This window comes from Butyrivibrio sp. X503 (assembly GCF_003625475.1).
GTDB lineage: Bacteria > Bacillota > Clostridia > Lachnospirales > Lachnospiraceae > Butyrivibrio.
The window spans coordinates 100,449-119,563 of the sequence record NZ_RAIQ01000002.1; the positions used below are offsets into that span (position 1 = coordinate 100,449).

Below are 19,115 nucleotides of genomic sequence, written 5' to 3' on the forward strand. Positions count from 1 at the left end.
TTTATCTTGTTTCTAAGGGAAAGTTGAAGTATCTCACTGCGTTGTTGTATGAGATGTCTTCAACAATCTCGCCAAGGATATCCATATCTTCCTCGGGATATTCGCCGTTATCGACAAGCGATCCGAGATAGTTACAGAGTATTCTTCTAAAGTAATCATGTCTTGTGTAGGATGTAAAGCTTCTTGAATCTGTGAGCATTCCCACAAAGCCCGAAAGGTTACTTGATTCGGAAACTGCTTTTAAGTGCTGTTCCATACCAAGTTTGGTATCATTGAACCACCATGCGCTTCCCTGCTGAATCTTAGCAACATAAGGAGCTTCGTTGAAGCAGTTAAGCATCGTATTGATGACCATAAGATCGTTAGGATTAAGGCTGTAAAGAATAGTCTTTGGAAGAGCATTCTTTTGCGCAAGTGCATCAAGGAAATCAGCGAGTTCGCCCATGGGATAATAGGCATCTATCGCATCAAATCCCGTATCTGCACCGGTTTTCTTAAACATTGCGGTATTGTTGTTTCTCTTACAGCTAAAATGAAGCTGCATTACCCAATCTCTTTTTGCAATCTCTTCACCTTCAAATAACATAAATGCAGTCTGGTACTGAAGGCGTTCTTCATCGGTGATTTCTTCGCCGCTCATTCTCTTGGCAAATATTGCTTCTACAGTTTCATCCGAAGCGGGGTGATACATAACGTATGAAGGCGCATGATCTGTGACGTTGCAGCCTTTTGAAGCAAAGTAATCAAGCCTGTTTATAAGAGCTTCTTTGAGAGCTTTAAAGGAATTGATATTGATACCGCTGACATCGGACAGAGTCTTCATATAATCGGTAAACTCTGGCTTTTCGATATTCATGGCCTTATCGGGGCGCCAAGCGGGGAGGACTTTGACATCAAAAGAATCATCTTCCCTTATCTTGTCGTGCCATTCAAGCGAATCCACGGGATCATCGGTTGTACATATGAGAGTAACATTAGACATTTTTATGAGCTTTCTTGCGCTCATATCGGGTTGCTGCAAGACTTTATTGCAGATATCATAGACATCGGAAGCTGTCTTTTCATTTAAGACACCGTCATAATTAAAGTATTTCTTTAGCTCCAAATGTGCCCAGTGATAAAGTGGGTGACCGACAGCCTTTCCGAGGCATTTTGCGAACATAATGAATTTATCTTTATCGGGAGCATCTCCCGTGATGTATTTTTCTTCAATACCAAAGGATCTCATAAGACGCCATTTGTAGTGATCTGCAGATAACCAGACCTGTGTGATGTTTTCAAAGTGAACATCCTCGGCGATCTCTCTTGGAACAATATGGCAGTGATAGTCAAGAATCGGCATTTTCTCAGCGTGATCATGATACAGCTTCTTGGCAGCTTCGCTCTGAAGAAGAAAATCCTTATCCATAAATTTTGTCATTATATCTAACCCTCCGATATCTAAATAATTATCTGATTTAAATTATATAAACGGTTAAGATATAAGGACATTGAAAAAGTTGCTGCCTGCTGTTTTATCTGCTTTCGAGATATTCGATCTGTCCGCTGAGCTGAGCAGGGATCGCTGAGCCTTCTTTAATGAGCTTTGCCTTAAGATTAAGAAGCGGCTTGGCAAGGTTGGCATTGTGTGAAGCGAGATGATTGATAAGATCCCTGTATTGAGGATTCTCAGCGATCGCATCACGAATATCCTTTGAGAAAGGACAGAACGTAAACAGAATCTCCCTGCTCACCTTGTTAAGTCTCGGAGAACCTGCAGATTCGTATTTGATATATGCAAGGTAATCAGCGATAAATACGTTCTTATAATTATTGCTGAACTTCTTGAGATCAAGCTTGAGCTTTTCCTTAACCTCCGGTGAGAGTGAAGAGTTCTTTTTAAAGAACTGCAGATAATCGCAGTACATCGAAGTAAGAGAAGGGTCGGTGACATCGTTCCAATGCACGCCCTGCTCGGTCTTGCACATTTCCCATCTAAACTCGCCAAAGAGCTTGATCATACAATCTTCGGTGTTTTCTGTGTTAAATATGGAAATAAGCATTCTCGCTTTTGTGCTTCTCTTTTTACCTTCAATTTCCTGCCACAAAGAAGCTCTGCTTCCGATGTTAGGCATGAGGATCATATAAGGTGTGATGTCTTCCGCATAAAAAAGCTGAGTAATACCGATCTCGGGATTGGAATAAAGAGACTGTCTGCAAAATACACCGTAGTCAATATTTCTGATGTTGGCATAGAATTCATTGATCTTGGACGCAGTGATATAAGCCATATCAAGTGGCCTTAGAACGTTCTGCGAATCAAACACGGGAACGAAAGCGGAAATACGACCGAAGGTCATGCGGTTTCCGAGCCCAAAGAGATTGTGAATCTCAAAGTCAAGCCTGCTTTCGGGATCATCGGTCATCGCGTCGATCTGTTCCTGTTTGAGGTTGCCTGTCGCCTTTTGCTCTCTGAGATATGTAGGCCAGTCCTGATCGAATTCATTTCTTGAGGGTTCAACTTCAAGCTTATAGATCTTTTTCAGCCACTCGTAGAGAAGAAGAACATTACCTGCGGGATCCGGAACATAAGCTCTTGCCATGTTGCAAAGAATCTTGGTGTTCTTGTCGCCTGCAAGCTCCTCATCGACAAAGCCGAACATAAAGAACATTTTGAGTTCAATCGGAATGTCATTATTCATTTCGCTGTCTTCCATGCTGTGAAGGAATGCTCCCTTAAACACGTCATAGAAGGACGTGGCAAGCTTTCTTCTAAGGCTTCTTGCTTCGTCAGCGGAATCGTAACGATTGTCATCGCTCTTAAATTTATGTATGCGTTCTTCAAACTTGGCGGCAATTTCGGGAGCGACGCGAGAGTAGCTGATGATGGTGCTCAGCGCGTTTACAATGACGATATCGGATGCACTGCCTTCGGAATCGGATGAAGCAATATTCTCGAGCTTGCCGTTTATCATTTTCATTGTTGTCGCAAAGTCAGCGGTATTTCTCTTTAGCTGCTTTCTGTAAGCTATGATGTATCTTGCCGCATCAACAATAAGCCTGCAGCGCTCAACCGCAAGCATCACTATACCGATGCAGATCTCAATGTTAAGAGGGTAAAAGAACTTCTTGAGGTTAACTTCCTGTTCTTTCATGCTCTTAGCCATATTGAATTCCCAATCGCAAACTGTATCTGTTCTTTCAGGTGGGATAAGAAGATCGATCTTTTCAAATGTAATGGGTGTCTCGCCGGCCTTTATGCATAAAACAGGGTAGTCGGCGTAGTCAGATTTGATCTTTTCATACTCGGCAAGCGCGTCGTCGTAGAGTTTATCGTAAGCGTTAAAGTACTGATAAACTCCGTCGGCTGCCTGAGATGAAAGTATTGACGCAATCTTAGGATTGGAGCGGATAACTACCTGAATATCCTCATCCGAATTGAAAGGATAGGAGTAGATCGCTGAATCCTCCAATGCCTCGTAGGTATATAAGTATTCTTTTTCGGGTGTCTCCGATAGACCAAGCAGTCCTCCTACGCCCAGTATTACTTGTGAATACTGATCGTAGACCTTGATCTTTCCTTTAACAAGGACCTCTATAGTATTTACAATATCACTTCCGGCTTTGTGAATAATCTGTCCCTTGGCTATCGTTTGAAGACCCATTTTATCCTCCGAAAAAGAATCATTATTTATCTTTATAAAACAATGTTATCACGATAATAAAACGGCTGCAATCACATGATTACTGGCTTTAAGCGATATTCGTTCTCATAACCCTGCGTGTTTACTATATTGTAAACTCTTCCTGCATATAGACCTTCTTCAAAAAGCCTCATTTGGAGCGGGTTTAGAACATTAGGTGCATCCTTAAGTCTGTTAAGTACAGGGAGCATTGAATTCTTTTTAAATGCTGACAAAAGATCCTTGGAGGAAGCCTTTTGTCCCAGGATCCTTATGTAGCCTGTGTAGTCGTCCTCTACATAATCTGCTATGTTTTCCTTTTTGATATCCAGAAGGATATGAATAAGACATCTGCTGATCCTTGAATAGGTGATGTCCTTGGACTTTATCTTCATGCAAAAGTTCTCGAAGCTTTCATACGAATCAAGATTTTTGAGGATCTTATTTGAGATATCTTGGGTTACATCGACATATTCTTCAAAACCTTTTTGCGCATCCTTAAGTAGCTTAAATTGCATGATATCAGAGAAATCGTCAGTGCTTACAATTCCTGTGTCATTGGATAAAAGAATATCGAGCGCGCCTTTTGGGATAGAGCGTTTAAGCATATTTTTAAGCTCTTTCGGTGAAGCGGTGTCAAATATGGCGCTTCTTATCGCCGCCGCGCTCGGGATCTCTGACAGTACTTCCGACTTGTATTCCTCGCCTTCTCTTTTAACGGTAAAAGGTTTGATCTTACTCTTAAATGTTTTAAGAGCGCGAACATATTCGATGGCAAGGATGTTGTTGGGCGATGATATGATTTCTTTTAACTTGGTCTTGGTGATCTTGAGTTTATTCTTTTTTATAAATGAATCTTCTTCAAACACGGTCAAAAGAGCTTTCTCACGTGCAGAAGCAAAAGAAACGCCCTTTTTTAGCTCTTTTGCCAGGGTATCTTTATAGGCATTTGGTTCTTTATTGAGGATCTCTGCGATCGCATTTATTGAATCGATATCGCCGCATTCGCTTCCAAAGCACAGATAATCGACTGCGCCAGTTTTATCAAGTATTGAAACCGCGCCTTTGGCAAAAAACTCGGCGCTACCGGTGCTGTAATAGACCGGTAGCTCAAGAACGAGATCCGCACCGCAGGAGAGTGCCATCTTTGCCCTTGTGAACTTATCGGTGAGAGCAGGGGCTCCTCTTTGCACAAAATCTCCGCTCATGATAACTATGCATTTATCGGCACCCGTAAGCTCTTTACACTTATTTATTAAATGCAGATGCCCGTTGTGAAAAGGATTAAATTCGGCTATAATTCCTATTGTACTCATGTGAAAGCGCTTTCAGACAATATAATGATGATGATACTATATCTAACTAATATGATATCATAAATAAAAATAATGTACGAAAAGAGGTTACGCTAGCTATGAAAATTCTGGTTATCAATTGTGGAAGCTCATCGCTTAAATTTCAGCTTATCGATTCTGCTTCCGAAGACGTTATTTGTAAGGGACTTTGTGAGAGAATCGGTATTGACGGAAGCCGCATAGTATATACTCCCGCCGGTAAGGATAAGATCACAAAGGAAACTCCAATGCCTGACCACAACAGAGCTATAGAGCTTGTTATCGATGCTCTTACCAATAAAGAAGACGGTGTTGTTTCTCTTGATGAGATCGGCGCTGTCGGACATCGTATCGTTCACGGTGGAGAGAAATTCACCAAGTCTGTAGTTATCAATGACGAAGTTATCGCTGCTATCGAAGAAGTCAGCGATCTTGCGCCTCTTCACAATCCTGCCAATTTAATCGGTATCAGAGCGTGTCAGAAAGTTATGCCCGGTGTACCTATGGTTGCCGTATTCGACACAGCATTCCATCAGACAATGCCTGAGCAGGCATATATTTACGGCCTTCCTTATTCATATTACGAGAAGTACGGAATCCGCAGATACGGTTTCCACGGCACAAGCCATTCTTTCGTAAGCAAGAGAGCGGCAGAGATCCTTAATAAGCCCACATCTGACCTTAAGCTTATCGTTTGCCATCTCGGTAACGGTGCTTCACTTTCTGCTGTTGACGGCGGCAAGTGCGTGGATACTTCAATGGGACTTACTCCTCTTGAGGGACTTATCATGGGAACAAGAACGGGTGACATCGATCCTTCCGTTGTTGAATTCGTTATGAAAAAAGAAAATTCATCCGTAGCGGACGTCATGAATCTTTTAAATAAAAAGTCAGGTGTATTCGGTCTTTCCAACGACCTTTCATCAGACTTCAGAGATCTTGAGGATGCATATCTTGCAGGAGACGAGGCAGCAAAGCGCGCAGTTGATGCTTTCGTATACAGAGTGGTTAAATATATCGGCGCATACACTGCAGCTATGGGCCGCGTTGATGCTATCTGCTTTACAGCAGGTGTCGGTGAGAACAGCGGCTTTACACGTAAACTTATCTGTGACAAGCTTCAGTTTATCGGAGCTACTCTTAATGATGAAGCCAACAAGGTTCGCGGTAAGGAAGAAATAATTTCCGGTGCCGACAGTAAGGTTACTCTTATGGTGGTTCCAACAAATGAGGAGCTTGCCATCGCAAGAGATACTTACGCACTTTGCAAATAATACGGAGCTTTAATTATTTATGAATCATAAAAAGAAAAGATATCTTTCGATCACACTTATCAGCTTAGTATTCTTCCTTGCTTGCGTATTACTCGGAAGACTTAAGTATTCGACCAATGACGATACTATAATGAATCTTATTTCCGCAGGCGCTTTTGGCGGTGAATCGCAGTATCTTGTTTACAACAATATTATTTTCGGATACATACTTAAGGTTTTATATACCGTGATACCCGGTGTTAACTGGTATCTTTGGTCGTATCTTATCTTTAATCTGTTGTCGGTTATAGCAATAAGCGCTGTTATTACGGAAGGCTTTTCGCTTTCCGTCACCGCTTTTGTGACAACGGCACTGAATATGATTTTTGCTTATGATTTTTATACGGAGATTCAGTTTACACAGAGCTCTTCATTCTATGCGATAGCCGGCGGCATCATTCTTTTTTCCATGATCATCAGGAAAAAGAGGAATATTCCGGGCATTATTGTCGCTACGATCTTTGTATCAATGGGAGTTATGGCAAGAGCGGCCGGAGCGGGGATCGTGCTTCCCTTCCTTGGAACCGCTTGCCTGTTTATCCCTTGCTTTTTCAAAAAAGAGCTTAAGAATGCGCTTATTACATTTGCACTGCCTCTTGCAGCGGTAGTCATATGTCTTTTGGCTAATTTCTATGCTTATTACGTAAATCCCGATTGGAAGTATTTTTCCGAGTGGAATAACATCATGGTCGAGAAATGCGATCACGGTAACTACAATTTTAATTGGGATAAAGAGGCTTATCTTGAGGCCGGATTTACAGAGACTGATTTCCAGCTGCTTGATATGTGGGTCTGGAACGATACAGAGTATTTTAATCTTGATAAGCTAAGGACAATGCAGGAGATCGGTGAGGGCACGAGGAAAGATAAGCTTAGACTCGATCCCGAAGTATTTAAGTATACATTCCAAAAGCTTGCGGAGTCGCCAAGATACGGTGCGAGCCCTGTTGTCTTTGTGCTTTTGGTTTTGACCTCACTTATTTTCTTTAAAAAGAGATACAAGCTACTTGTGCTTATACAGACTCTGTGGGTGTTTGTTTTGTACTACGTACTTACATGCTCCAAGAGAATAATGTGGCGTGTTGAGAGTGGAATATGGCTTTCGGCTATATTGTTTACCGTGCTTTTTATTATAGGAACACGTGCATACAAGGACAGCGCATTATACAAGCTTTATGACAGATTCAGAAAAGGCTTTGCGATCGCAGCACTCGCTGTCTCTGTTATAGCCGTAGCAGTGTTTGGCTGCGGACAGTTTAGCTATTTTATAAATGAGAAGAACGGTCATATTGCGGAAGAACCCGATCCGACCTATGAAAAGGTTAAAGCAATAACCGAAAGAGAAGGCTTTTATATCGTTGATGTCGATACTACTTACGGTGATCTGTGCGGAGCCAGGAACATCTTTGATATCGACAGGAAATATCTTGATTACTATGAGAATTTCTGCCAGATAGGCGGATGGATCCAGCCTTCGCCGATAGGTCTTTATCATGCCAATCTTAATGATATAGACAATCCTATAAAGTCTTTGATCGAAAGAGATGATGTTTTTTATGTAGGAGGCGGTGAGAGAGCGGGTTATCTGTATGTATTTTTAAATGAAAAATACGGACCCGGTATCAACATGGAGATGGTTGATGAAGTTTGCGGTGCGCCTGTTTGGAGATACTTTAGATAAAAATGTTTTGGCTTAAAGCAAGGTGTTTTTATGAAGGAGCTTAATTCTTGTAAGGCTGCCATGGCCGAATGTATTCAAAATAAGTATTTCAGCATCGCTCATCTTTATAAGGATGAAAAGGCGATGGAGATGCATATACATGACTGCTACGAGGTTTATTATTCGATATCGGGAGGTAAACAGTTCCTTATCGATAATAAGCTTTATGACATTGAGCCCGGAGATATCTTCCTTATAAGTCAATATGATTCTCATTATCTTACCCAGATAGACAAGGAACTTCACGAGAGGATCGTTATAATGATCGATCCGGATTTTATGAAGAGCATATCAAGTGACGAAACGGATATTGACGCCTGCTTTCATAAAAGAAATGAGGATTTTTCTCATAGGATCAGACTGTCGCAGGAGCAGCAAAAGAGATTTCTTTATTTTGTGAATAAGATACTGACAAGCAACGGTTACGGGCACGACCTTCTTGAAAAGGCAACATTTACCGAGCTGTTTGTACTCATTAATCAAATAGTTGATGCTGGAGAGAAGGACTATTTTGAGGACAGGCCCACAAGATATAACGAACAGGTTGACGCCATTCTTTCTTATATCAATAACAATATTACCGAGCCGCTCAGTATAGGGGATCTGGCCAAGCAGTTTTATATAAGTGAATCTTATATTTGCAGAATTTTTAAGTCTGCGACGGGAACTACCATAAATAAATACCTCACGGCGCGCAGGATTTCGATCGCCAAGTCGCTTCTTGCAGAGGGACGCGGGGTCAGTCAGACGTATGAAGAATGCGGTTTTTCAGATTACAGCAACTTTTTGAAAGCATTTACCAAATCGGTTGGTATTTCGCCCAAGAAGTATTCGCAGAACTGCAACAGATAGCGCGAAAAAAACTGTTGACAAATCTATTTGGCGTAAGTATACTACTTAGGTATGCTAATGAATAAACGTAAACAATTGCCTTAAAACACAGGCAGTTTCTTATACGGTTACTGGTAAGGAGGTGTTACTCAAATGTCAATCTGCCCTAAGAATAAATCATCAAAAGGCCACAGAGATCAGAGAAGAGCTAACTGGAAAATGACAGCTCCCACTTTGGTTAAGTGCAGTCATTGCGGCGCTCTTATGCAGCCTCACATGGCATGCAAGAAGTGCGGCTATTATAACAAGAAGAGCATCATTGAAGCTGAGGCTTGATATACTTTTGGTATAACCTCATATTTCAGAATTTTAGAGGCTTTCCGGCTATGTCGGAAAGCCTTGATTTTTGTATTTTACTCTAGTATATTAGAATAAGTTTATAATTGATGGGAGGTCCCGTATATGTCGGAACTTATTAGAGTTGCGGTCGATGCTATGGGAGGTGATAATGCACCTGTATCCACTGTCAAGGGAGCTGTTGATGCTGTAGCGGAAGCTGCTAATCTCAAAGTTTTTCTTGTCGGTAAGGAAGAGGTCGTTAACAAGGAACTGGCTAAGTACAGCTATGACAAGAACAGACTTGAAGTAATTAATGCCACTGAAGAGATTGAGATGGCTGAGCCCCCTGTAATGGCAATCAGAACCAAGAAAGATTCATCGATCGTTAAGGCGATGTATATGGTCAATCATGGTGAAGCCGATGCGTATGTATCCGCAGGAAGTACAGGAGCCACACTTGTCGGAGGACAGGTTATCGTCGGAAGACTTAAGGGTGTTGACAGAGCACCGCTTGCACCGATCATTCCTACGGAAAAAGGTAATTCGCTGCTTATCGATTGCGGAGCCAATGTTGATGCAAGATCCAATCATCTTGTTCAGTTCGCCAAGATGGGAACCGTTTATATGGAGAATATCATGGGCGTAAAGAATCCTACGGTTGCGATCGTTAATATCGGAGCCGAGGAAGAGAAGGGTAATGCACTTGTAAAAGAGACATTCCCGCTTCTTAAGAATTGTCCCGATATCAACTTTATCGGAAGTATAGAGGCCAGGGATATTCCCGCAGGTTACGCCGATGTAATCGTCTGCGAGGCATTTACGGGTAACGTTATTATCAAGATGTACGAGGGTGTTGCCAAATCCCTTATGAATGTGCTCAAGAAGAGCCTTATGTCAAGTCTTAAGACTAAGATAGGAGCTCTTTTGATCAAAAAGGATCTTAAGAAATCTCTTGGTAATTACAGCCTTGATCAGTACGGCGGAGCACCAATGCTCGGACTAAAAGGCCTTGTTGTTAAGACTCACGGAAGCAGCACTGATGTCGAGATCAAGAATTCGATATTACAGTGCGTGACATTCACGGAGCAAAAAATTACAGAAAAAATCAGTGCTAAGCTTTCGCAAGAAAATTGACGCATTGGTCAAATATATGCTATATATTTAATACTGCTGTGCAGTGGAGGTAGGAAATATGGAATTTGAAAAATTGAAAGAAGTTATTGCGAATGTTCTCAATGTTGATCCTGAGGAGATCAAGATGGAAACAACATTTACAGAGGACCTTGGGGCTGATTCACTCGATCTTTTCCAGATCATCATGGGACTTGAGGATGAGTTTGATGTTCAGATCGATCCCGAGAAGACTGAGAATATCAAGACAGTCGGAGAAGCAGTAGAGCTTTTAAAGACAGCCATTACAAATAAATAAGCTGTAAAACAATACACCGGAGTTTAGTGGGGCAGAATCATACTGCCTCACTTTTGTTAAGTAAGGAATATATATGCTAAGTGAGAATGATATAAGTAAGTTTGAGGGCCTGATCGGATACACATTTAAAGATAAGAATCTTCTGATCCAGGCATTTACACACAGTTCTTTTGTTAATGAGCAGCGTATCAACAAAAAGCCGGATTACGAGCGCCTTGAGTTTTTGGGAGATGCCGTTCTCGAGATGATCTCAAGTGAATTTTTATATAAGACTTATCCCGATAAAAAAGAGGGTGAGATGTCCAAGATACGTGCTTCGCTTGTATGCGAGCCTGCTCTTTCTTATGATGCGGGACAACTTGATATTAAGAGCTATATTCAGCTTGGAAAGGGCGAGGAGCACACCGGCGGTCGTAACAAGGATTCTATAATTGCCGATGTTGTAGAGGCTGTTATCGGAGCTCTTTTCCTTGACGGAGGACTTTCCGAAGCCAAGCGCTTTATTGACAAATATATACTTACAAACACCGAAAGTTTGGAGAAATACAGGGACAGCAAGTCTCAACTTCAGGAACTTGCCCAGAGTATGAAGCACAAAGAAATAAGGTATGAAATTTGTGGCGAAGATGGTCCCGAACATGATAAAATATTCAAGGTGCGCGTTTACGTTGCAGATAAGATTATGGGAGAGGGGACAGGAAAAACCAAGAAGGCTGCTGAGCAGAATGCGGCTTATCAGGCAATTCTTGTTTTGCGCGATTCAAAATAATGTATTTAAAAAGTATTGAGATTCATGGCTTTAAATCTTTTGCCAATAAAATAAAATTCGATTTTCACAACGGCATTACAGGTATCGTAGGACCTAACGGTTCGGGTAAGAGTAATGTCGCCGATGCAGTCAGATGGGTTCTCGGTGAGCAGCGTATCAAGCAGCTCCGCGGAGGAACCATGCAAGACGTCATCTTCTCGGGAACAGAGCTAAGGAAACCTCTTGGCTATGCTTATGTTGCCATCACACTTGATAATTCCGATCATTCACTTGCAATTGATTATGATGAAGTAACCGTTTCCAGGCGTTTGTACCGCTCCGGCGAGAGTGAGTACATGATAAACGGTGCTACCTGCAGACTTAAGGACGTAAACGAGCTCTTTATGGATACAGGTATCGGTAAGGAAGGCTATTCCATCATAGGACAGGGCCAGATCGATCAGATCCTTTCAAGTAAGCCTGAGGACAGACGTAATCTCTTTGATGAAGCCGCTGGTATCGTTAAGTTTAAGTCTCGTAAGGAGACAGCTATCAAGAAGCTTGAAGAAGAGAAAATCAATCTTACAAGACTTTCCGATATTTTATTCGAGCTTGAGAAGCAGATCGCACCTTTGGAGAAGCAGTCCGAGGTTGCCAAGGAGTACTTGAAGCACAGAGAAAGACTTAAGACTCTCGATGTAAACATGTTCCTTTTGGAGAACAAGAATCAGAAGGATCAGCTTGAAGAAGCGGGCAAGAATCTTGAGATCGCCACAGAATCTTTGACTGAGGCTAAAGACAGTTATCAGAAGGCTAAAGACGAGTACGAGAATCTCCAGAAAGAGCTTGAGAGATTGGATGCCGAGATCGATGAGGCGAGAGCCAAGATCACGGATTCATCCGTTAAAAAAGAAAAACTTGAGGGACAGATCGGTATTCTCAATGAGAAGATCAATTCTGCCTCCGTTAACGATGCTCATTTCAAGACAAGAATGAAGGATGAGCAAGCCAAGATAGACGAAAAGAACAAAGAAAAAGACAAGTATCTCGAAGAAAAAGAAGAGATAGATAAGGAAGTTAAGGCTCTTTTGGAAGACAGAGACAATGCCAAGAAAGAGCTTGATAACATCTTATACAAGATAACAGAGATCAACGACAATATCGAGGAATGCAAGAGTACTATTATCGAGACTCTGAATAACAGAGCCAATATTAAATCCAAACTCAGCTCACTCGAGACAATGAAGGAACAGATCAACATCAAAAAGGCTGAGCTTACGGGCAAACTTGTAAGAGCTCAATCTGATGAGTCCAAGCAGGAAGAGATCATCAAAAAGCTCCGCGATGAGTTTGACAAGATCACTGCTGAGATTTCCGAGATGAACAAGAAACAGAAGGCATGCGAGCAGGAGATTGTCAGTCTTCGTGAGAACATGTCTCTTAAGGATACCGAGCTTCGCAAGACACAGGGCCTTTATCAGCAGGAGAAATCAAGACTTGAAGCACTTGCCAATCTCACAGAGAGATATGAAGGCTATGGCGGCAGTGTCAAGAAAGTTATGGAGAGAAAAGACGACACCAAGGGAATCATTGGCGTTGTTGCAGATATCATTAAGACACAGCCAAAGTACGAGACAGCTATCGAGGTTGCGCTTGGCGGTAATATCCAGAATATCGTTACAGACGATGAGGAGACAGCCAAGAAGATGATCAAGTATCTTAAGGATACAAAGGCGGGAAGAGCTACATTCCTTCCTCTTACATCACTTGACAATCCTCCTGAGCTTAAGGCCAAAGAAGCCCTTAATGAGCCCGGTGTTCTCGGTATGGCCGATGAGCTTGTAGATACGGATCCCAAGTACAGGAAAGTTGCCAAGGCTATGCTTGGAAGGATCGTTGCGGTTGATAACGTTGATAATGCCGTTAAGATCGCAAGAAAATATAATTATACCGTTCGTATGGTTACTTTAGAGGGTGAGCTTCTTGTTCCCGGCGGTGCCATAAGCGGTGGTGCATTTAAGAACAACTCCAACCTACTAGGAAGACGTCGCGAGATGGATGAGATGGAGGCCAACGTTAAGAAATATAAAGAGCAGATGGACGAGCTCCAAAAAGAGATCGAAGATTCCAAGAAAAAGCGTAACGAACTTCGTGAAGAAGCCGAGGAACTAAGGACGGAACTTCAGAGTAAGTTTATTGCGCAGAATACCGCTCGTCTTAACGTGGAGAACGAAGAGAGTCGTCAGGAAGAGCAGAAGGGTAATTACTCAGACCTTAAGGCTGAGAATGACGAGATCGAGAGCAAGATCCTTGAGATTGCTTCCGAGAAGGAAGAGTCAGAGGCTGCGCTTGTAGAATCTGAAAATATTGAGAAGACCTGTACAGAGAAGGTTGAAAAGTTCAGAGCAGAGCTTGAAGGCCTTCACGAGGTTGAAGAGCAGGAGAATGATAAAGTCTCCAAAAAAGAGATTGAGTACGAGAAAGCTCATCAGAAGCAGGAATTCTTCAGACAGAATATCGAGCGTGTGGATGAAGATATAGAAACGGAAGAGAAGGCTCTTGCCGAGATTATGGAATCCATGCGCGAAAATGAGGAGAACCTCAATCAGAGCAAGAAGGACATCGAAGAGATAAGGCTTACGATCGAGGCTTCGCTTGATGTGCAGTCCGATGCGACCAAGGACCTTGAAGCCAAGAAAGAGCAGAAGAATAATCTTGCCATTTCTCAGAAAGAGTTCTTTGGTAAGACAGAAGAGCTCAATAAGACAATGTCCGATCTTGAAAAAGAAGTTATAAGGCTTACATCACGCAAAGAAAAATGTGAGGAAGCCATTGAAACACAGATCAATTACATGTGGAATGAGTATGAGATCACACTTTCCGATGCAGCCGAGCTTCGCGACGAAGAGATGAACGATGTTCCGGCTATGAAGAAAGAAACTTCACAGCTCAAGGATGCTATCAGAAAGCTTGGTGATGTCAATGTCAACGCTATTGAAGATTACAAGAATCTCATGGAGAGATATACATTCATGAAGACTCAGCATGACGATCTTATAGAAGCCGAGCAACAGCTCAAAGAGATCATTAAAGACCTTGATGAATCCATGAGAAAGCAGTTTATGGAGCAGTTCAAGCTCATAAATATCGAGTTTGACAAGGTATTTAAAGAGATGTTCGGCGGTGGTAAGGGAACGCTTGAGCTTGCCGAGGATGAGGATATTCTCGAAGCGGGTATCAGGATCAACGCTCAGCCGCCCGGAAAGAAGCTTGTCAACATGATGCAGATGTCCGGTGGTGAAAAGGCGCTTACCGCGATAGCTCTTTTGTTTGCTATCCAGAACTTAAAGCCTTCACCGTTCTGTCTTCTTGATGAGATCGAGGCTGCGCTTGATGAAAATAACGTAGTTCGTTTTGCCAAGTACCTTCATAAGCTTTCAAGTACTCAGTTCATTGTAATTACACATCGTCGTGGTACAATGGAAAGTGCCGACAGATTATACGGTATTACAATGCAAGAGAAGGGCGTATCCACTCTTGTAAGTGTTAATCTTATTGATAAGGAGCTTACGAACTGATGGCCAACAGCTTTTTTGCCAAATTACAACAAGGCTTGTCCAAGACAAGAGACAATATCGCCAAGGGTATCGACAATGTTTTCTCCGGCTTTTCGGGAATTGATGACGATTTCTATGAGGAACTCGAAGAGACACTTATCATGGGCGATATCGGTATCAATGCAACAAGTCGAATTATCGACAACTTAAGAAAACAGGTAAAAGAGAAGCATATTTCAGACCCTGCGCAGTGCAAGGAGCTTCTTATTCAGAATATCAGAGAGCAGATGAGCATTGATGAGCATGCTTATGATTTTGAGGATAAGAAAACGGTTATCTTTGTCATCGGTGTTAACGGTGTCGGAAAGACAACATCCGTAGGTAAGCTTGCATCTATTTTCAAAAATAAAGGTAAAAAAGTTCTTATTGCAGCTGCGGATACATACAGAGCCGCTGCTACGGAACAGTTAAAAGAGTGGGCTGACAGAGCAGGATGTCCCATTATTACAGGAAGAGAAGGCGGAGATCCCGCGAGTGTTATTTATGATGCGGCCTTTGCTTTTAAATCAAGAGACTGCGATATTTTGATAGTTGATACCGCGGGAAGACTTCACAATAAGAAGAATCTTATGGAAGAGCTTTCCAAGATGAACAGGATCATCGATAAGGAGCTTGGCGAGATCTGCAGAGAGAACTTCATTGTTCTAGACGGAACGACAGGTCAGAATGCGATCATGCAGGCAAGAGAATTCGGTGAGGCTGCCGATCTTACGGGTATTATACTTACCAAGCTTGACGGAACTGCCAAGGGAGGAATCGCCGTAGCTATAGTTTCGGAGCTCAATATTCCGGTTAAATATATCGGAGTCGGAGAAGCTATCGACGATCTTGAGAGATTTAACTCAGATGAGTTTGTCGATGCACTTTTTAGCTAATACACTGCTTTTGCGGTATAAATATAAGTTGGGAGATAGGAAAAGAAATGGCTGACGAGAATAAGATGACACTGGAGAAATTTGAAGAAGCATATGAGGACGTCAAAAAGGTAACTCTTGAGACGAAACTCATTTACAGTGATTACTGGAGCAACAACACAGGTAACAAAGTATATTTAAAGCCCGAGAATCTTCAGAGAACCGGTGCTTACAAGGTTAGAGGCGCTTATTACAAGATAACGACTCTTACCGATGAAGAGAGAAGTAAGGGACTTATAACCGCTTCAGCCGGCAACCACGCTCAGGGCGTTGCTTATGCAGCTAAGCAGTACGGAGTTAAGGCTACGATCGTAATGCCTACTTCAACTCCTCTTATCAAGGTTAACAGAACCAAGGCATTAGGCGCTGAGGTTGTTCTTCACGGTAATGTTTATGACGAAGCTTACGAGCATGCATGCGAGCTTGCTAAGGAGCACGGATATACGATGGTTCATCCTTTTGACGATCTTGATGTTGCAACAGGTCAGGGTACGATCGCAATGGAGATCATCAAAGAGCTTCCTACAGTTGATTATATTCTTGTTCCCATCGGCGGAGGCGGACTTGCAACAGGTGTATCTACACTTGCCAAGCTTCTTAATCCCAAGATCAAGGTAATAGGTGTTGAGCCTGCCGGTGCAAACTGTATGCAGGAGTCAATTAAGGCGGGACACGTTGTGACACTTCCCGGAGTAAATACAATTGCTGACGGTACAGCCGTTAAGACTCCCGGAGAAAAGATCTTCCCTTATATCTCCAAGAACATTGATGACATCATCACTGTTCCCGATGAAGATCTTGTTGTATCCTTCCTCGATATGGTCGAGAACCACAAGATGGTTGTTGAGAATTCGGGTCTTTTGTCAGTAGCTGCCCTTAAGCAGCTTGACTGCAAGGATAAAAAGATAGCATGTGTACTTTCGGGTGGTAACATGGATATCATCACAATGTCATCCGTAGTACAGCAGGGACTTATCATGAGAGACAGAATCTTTACCGTTTCTGTACTTCTTCCCGATAAGCCGGGCGAACTTTCGAGAGTAGCAGGCATAATAGCTGATGTGAGCGGTAATGTTATCAAGCTTGAACACAATCAGTTCGTATCTATAAACAGAAATGCAGCCGTTGAGCTTAGGATCACACTTGAGGCATTCGGAAGCGAGCATAAGGAGCAGATCCTTAACGCGCTTGAGGAAAACGGCTACAAGCCAAGAATAGTAAGGACAAATATTTAAATATAATATGAGCAAACCGGTAACTATTAAAAGAAGGTGCTTTGAGTACCTGATAATAACCTTTGCGGCAATACTGTACGGAGTTGGAACGGCTCTTTTGATCGATCCCAACAATATCGCCCCGGGAGGACTTACCGGACTTGCCATTGTACTTAACAGAATCTGGGGCATCGGAACAGGTATGTGGTTTCTTATCATGAACATACCGATACTTATCATCGCCATATACAAATTTGGCATCAGATTTACGATATCGACCATATATGCGACGGGACTCATATCCTTTGCAACTGATTTTTGCTCCAAGTATTTTATTCAATATGCAATTTACGATAGGCTTCTGGCGATCACGTTCGGAAGTGCGACTACAGCGATAGCGATAGGCCTTTTGTTTAAGTGTCATACCACGAGCGGTGGAACGGATGTTATCATCAAGCTCCTTCGCATCAAGTATCCGCATATCAAGACTGGTATTCTTTATATGTTGACTGATATATTCGTGCTTATCGCAGCTACGTTTGTATTACATGACATTACCGTTGCGCTTTATTCGTTCCTATGCGTTATCATTACTTCACTTATTCTTGATCTTGTACTATACGGAAGAGATGAAGCGAAGCTTATCTACATCATATCCGACAGACCGGATATCATAACCGCAAGGCTATTGGAAGAGCTTGATATCGGCGCTACACATGTTTTCGGACAGGGCGCTTACAGCGGCGAAGAGAAAAAGGTAATTCTTTGCGCTGTTAAAAAGAGACTATCACCACTTGCGGAAGATATTGTAAGGGATGAGGATCCGAATGCGTTTATGATTATAACAAGCGCAAGTGAAATATTCGGTGAAGGCTACAAGAGCTATTTTGATGAGAGAATGTGACTATGAAAAATAACCTTCAGGATACAAGAGAAAAAAGAGGTGTCAGAAATTCTCATAATATTATCTCTATCATATTTTTGAGTCTTGTTTCTATCATGGCATTGTCTTTTAGCATCTTTCTTCTTGTAAAAAATGCAAGACTTCAAAGAGAAGAGGCTGCTTTTAAGAAAGAGCTTGAGGCAATTAACGGCGGAGGCTTTTACACCGCGGAGGAAGCACAGAAGCTGGCTGATGATGCCGCAAGGGAAGCCAGAGAGGGTGCTGAGGATACCTTGAGAGAAGATTTTCGTAAGAAGCTCGAATCCGGCGACACAGCTATCGGGGTAGTGAGAGATCTTTTTCCCGGAGAAATCGTCGTTAACGGCTCCGGAAGATATTTTTTCTTCCCGATTTCAGACGAGATCGAGCATCATGGTTTTGCCGAAACTGATTTCGAACTTTCTGACAACGGATTCATTAAATATGTCGGAGACAAGGATCTTGATATCAAAAACGGAATAGATGTTTCCAGATTCCAGGGAGATATCGATTGGGAAAAGGTTGCCGCCAGCGGAATCGATTATGCCATGATAAGAGCCGGTTACAGAGGAACGGGTGAAGGTAAGCTCGTTGAAGATGACAAGTTTGTTGACAATATTGAGGGTGCGATTGAAAACGGTATTGATGTCGGTGTTTATTTCTATTCGCAGGCTGTAAATAAAAAAGAGGCTTTGGAAGAAGCACAGAAGCTTCTGGATATGATAGAGCCTTATAATATCGAATATCCCGTTGTAATAGACATTGAATCCGCCGAGTCGGATGAAGCGCGTACCGCAACTCTTTCATCGGATGTTTATGAAGAGAACGCCAAGGCTTTTTGCGATACGATAAGTGCAGCAGGCTATAAGCCCATGATCTACGGTAACGTTAAGTCTTTTTCTCTTTTGATGGATGCTGCCGATGTGGATGATTACGATATCTGGATCGCTTATTACGGCAATCCGCAGTATTATCCGTATCACTTTAATATGTGGCAGTATACATCCGCCGGCAAGGTAAAAGGTATCGAAGGTGACGTTGATCTCAATATCTGCATAACAGAGTACTGACA

At 42.3% G+C, this 19,115-nt stretch carries 15 protein-coding genes; 12 read left to right on the forward strand and 3 right to left on the reverse strand.

Translation table 11 applies throughout. The features are described 5' to 3' along the window. Position 1 precedes the first annotated feature (1 nt). The 3 genes from uxaC to D6853_RS03325 form a co-directional block, all read right to left on the reverse strand. Positions 2 to 1,420 carry a glucuronate isomerase gene (uxaC, locus tag D6853_RS03315; protein ID WP_120656389.1) on the reverse strand — a complete coding sequence of 473 codons (1,419 nt, stop codon included), beginning with the start codon at positions 1,418 to 1,420 and terminating at the stop codon, positions 2 to 4. A 94-nt stretch (positions 1,421 to 1,514) separates the two neighbouring features. Further along, positions 1,515 to 3,644, reverse strand: coding sequence for a hypothetical protein (locus D6853_RS03320; protein ID WP_120656392.1), 2,130 nt, complete (start codon positions 3,642 to 3,644; stop codon positions 1,515 to 1,517). A 71-nt stretch (positions 3,645 to 3,715) separates the two neighbouring features. Beyond that, entirely contained in the window at positions 3,716 to 4,978 is a 1,263-nt protein-coding gene (locus tag D6853_RS03325; protein WP_120656394.1) for a nucleotidyltransferase, read from the reverse strand. Positions 4,979 to 5,076: 98 nt separating this feature from the next. On the opposite strand from D6853_RS03325, the gene D6853_RS03330 reads away from it, so the two are divergent. The 12 genes from D6853_RS03330 to D6853_RS03385 all read left to right on the forward strand — a co-directional run bounded on the left by D6853_RS03330 (position 5,077) and on the right by D6853_RS03385 (position 19,113). Beyond that, the gene (locus D6853_RS03330; protein ID WP_120656396.1) at positions 5,077 to 6,270 is read left to right on the forward strand and encodes an acetate/propionate family kinase; all 1,194 of its coding nucleotides are present in this window, start codon (positions 5,077 to 5,079) and stop codon (positions 6,268 to 6,270) included. A gap of 19 nt (positions 6,271 to 6,289) precedes the next feature. Beyond that, entirely contained in the window at positions 6,290 to 7,990 is a 1,701-nt protein-coding gene (locus D6853_RS03335) for a hypothetical protein (RefSeq protein ID WP_120656398.1), read from the forward strand. 30 nt (positions 7,991 to 8,020) lie between these two features. Then, entirely contained in the window at positions 8,021 to 8,881 is an 861-nt protein-coding gene (locus D6853_RS03340; RefSeq protein ID WP_120656400.1) for an AraC family transcriptional regulator, read from the forward strand. Positions 8,882 to 9,013: 132 nt separating this feature from the next. Further along, entirely contained in the window at positions 9,014 to 9,196 is a 183-nt protein-coding gene (gene rpmF / locus D6853_RS03345; RefSeq protein WP_092243392.1) for a 50S ribosomal protein L32, read from the forward strand. A gap of 126 nt (positions 9,197 to 9,322) precedes the next feature. Next, entirely contained in the window at positions 9,323 to 10,333 is a 1,011-nt protein-coding gene (plsX, locus tag D6853_RS03350; RefSeq protein ID WP_120656402.1) for a phosphate acyltransferase PlsX, read from the forward strand. Positions 10,334 to 10,391: 58 nt separating this feature from the next. Further along, positions 10,392 to 10,628 carry an acyl carrier protein gene (gene acpP / locus D6853_RS03355; RefSeq protein ID WP_120656404.1) on the forward strand — a complete coding sequence of 79 codons (237 nt, stop codon included), beginning with the start codon at positions 10,392 to 10,394 and terminating at the stop codon, positions 10,626 to 10,628. Between the two features lie 73 nt (positions 10,629 to 10,701). Continuing rightward, positions 10,702 to 11,397 carry a ribonuclease III gene (gene rnc / locus D6853_RS03360; protein WP_120656406.1) on the forward strand — a complete coding sequence of 232 codons (696 nt, stop codon included), beginning with the start codon at positions 10,702 to 10,704 and terminating at the stop codon, positions 11,395 to 11,397. Then, entirely contained in the window at positions 11,397 to 14,954 is a 3,558-nt protein-coding gene (smc, locus tag D6853_RS03365; RefSeq protein WP_120656408.1) for a chromosome segregation protein SMC, read from the forward strand. The genes rnc and smc overlap by 1 nt, the downstream gene beginning before the upstream one ends. Continuing rightward, positions 14,954 to 15,868 (forward strand): signal recognition particle-docking protein FtsY, encoded by a 915-nt coding sequence (gene ftsY / locus D6853_RS03370; RefSeq protein ID WP_120656410.1) that lies wholly within the window; start codon positions 14,954 to 14,956, stop codon positions 15,866 to 15,868. Before smc ends, ftsY begins: the two co-directional genes overlap by 1 nt. A gap of 47 nt (positions 15,869 to 15,915) precedes the next feature. Further along, positions 15,916 to 17,142: a threonine ammonia-lyase gene (gene ilvA, locus D6853_RS03375; RefSeq protein WP_199712997.1), complete on the forward strand. Its 1,227-nt coding sequence runs from the start codon at positions 15,916 to 15,918 to the stop codon at positions 17,140 to 17,142. Positions 17,143 to 17,149: 7 nt separating this feature from the next. Beyond that, the gene (locus D6853_RS03380; RefSeq protein ID WP_120656412.1) at positions 17,150 to 18,025 is read left to right on the forward strand and encodes a YitT family protein; all 876 of its coding nucleotides are present in this window, start codon (positions 17,150 to 17,152) and stop codon (positions 18,023 to 18,025) included. 2 nt (positions 18,026 to 18,027) lie between these two features. Then, on the forward strand, positions 18,028 to 19,113 hold the full coding sequence (locus tag D6853_RS03385) for a glycoside hydrolase family 25 protein (RefSeq protein WP_120656414.1): 1,086 nt from the start codon (positions 18,028 to 18,030) through the stop codon (positions 19,111 to 19,113). Positions 19,114 to 19,115 lie beyond the last annotated feature (2 nt).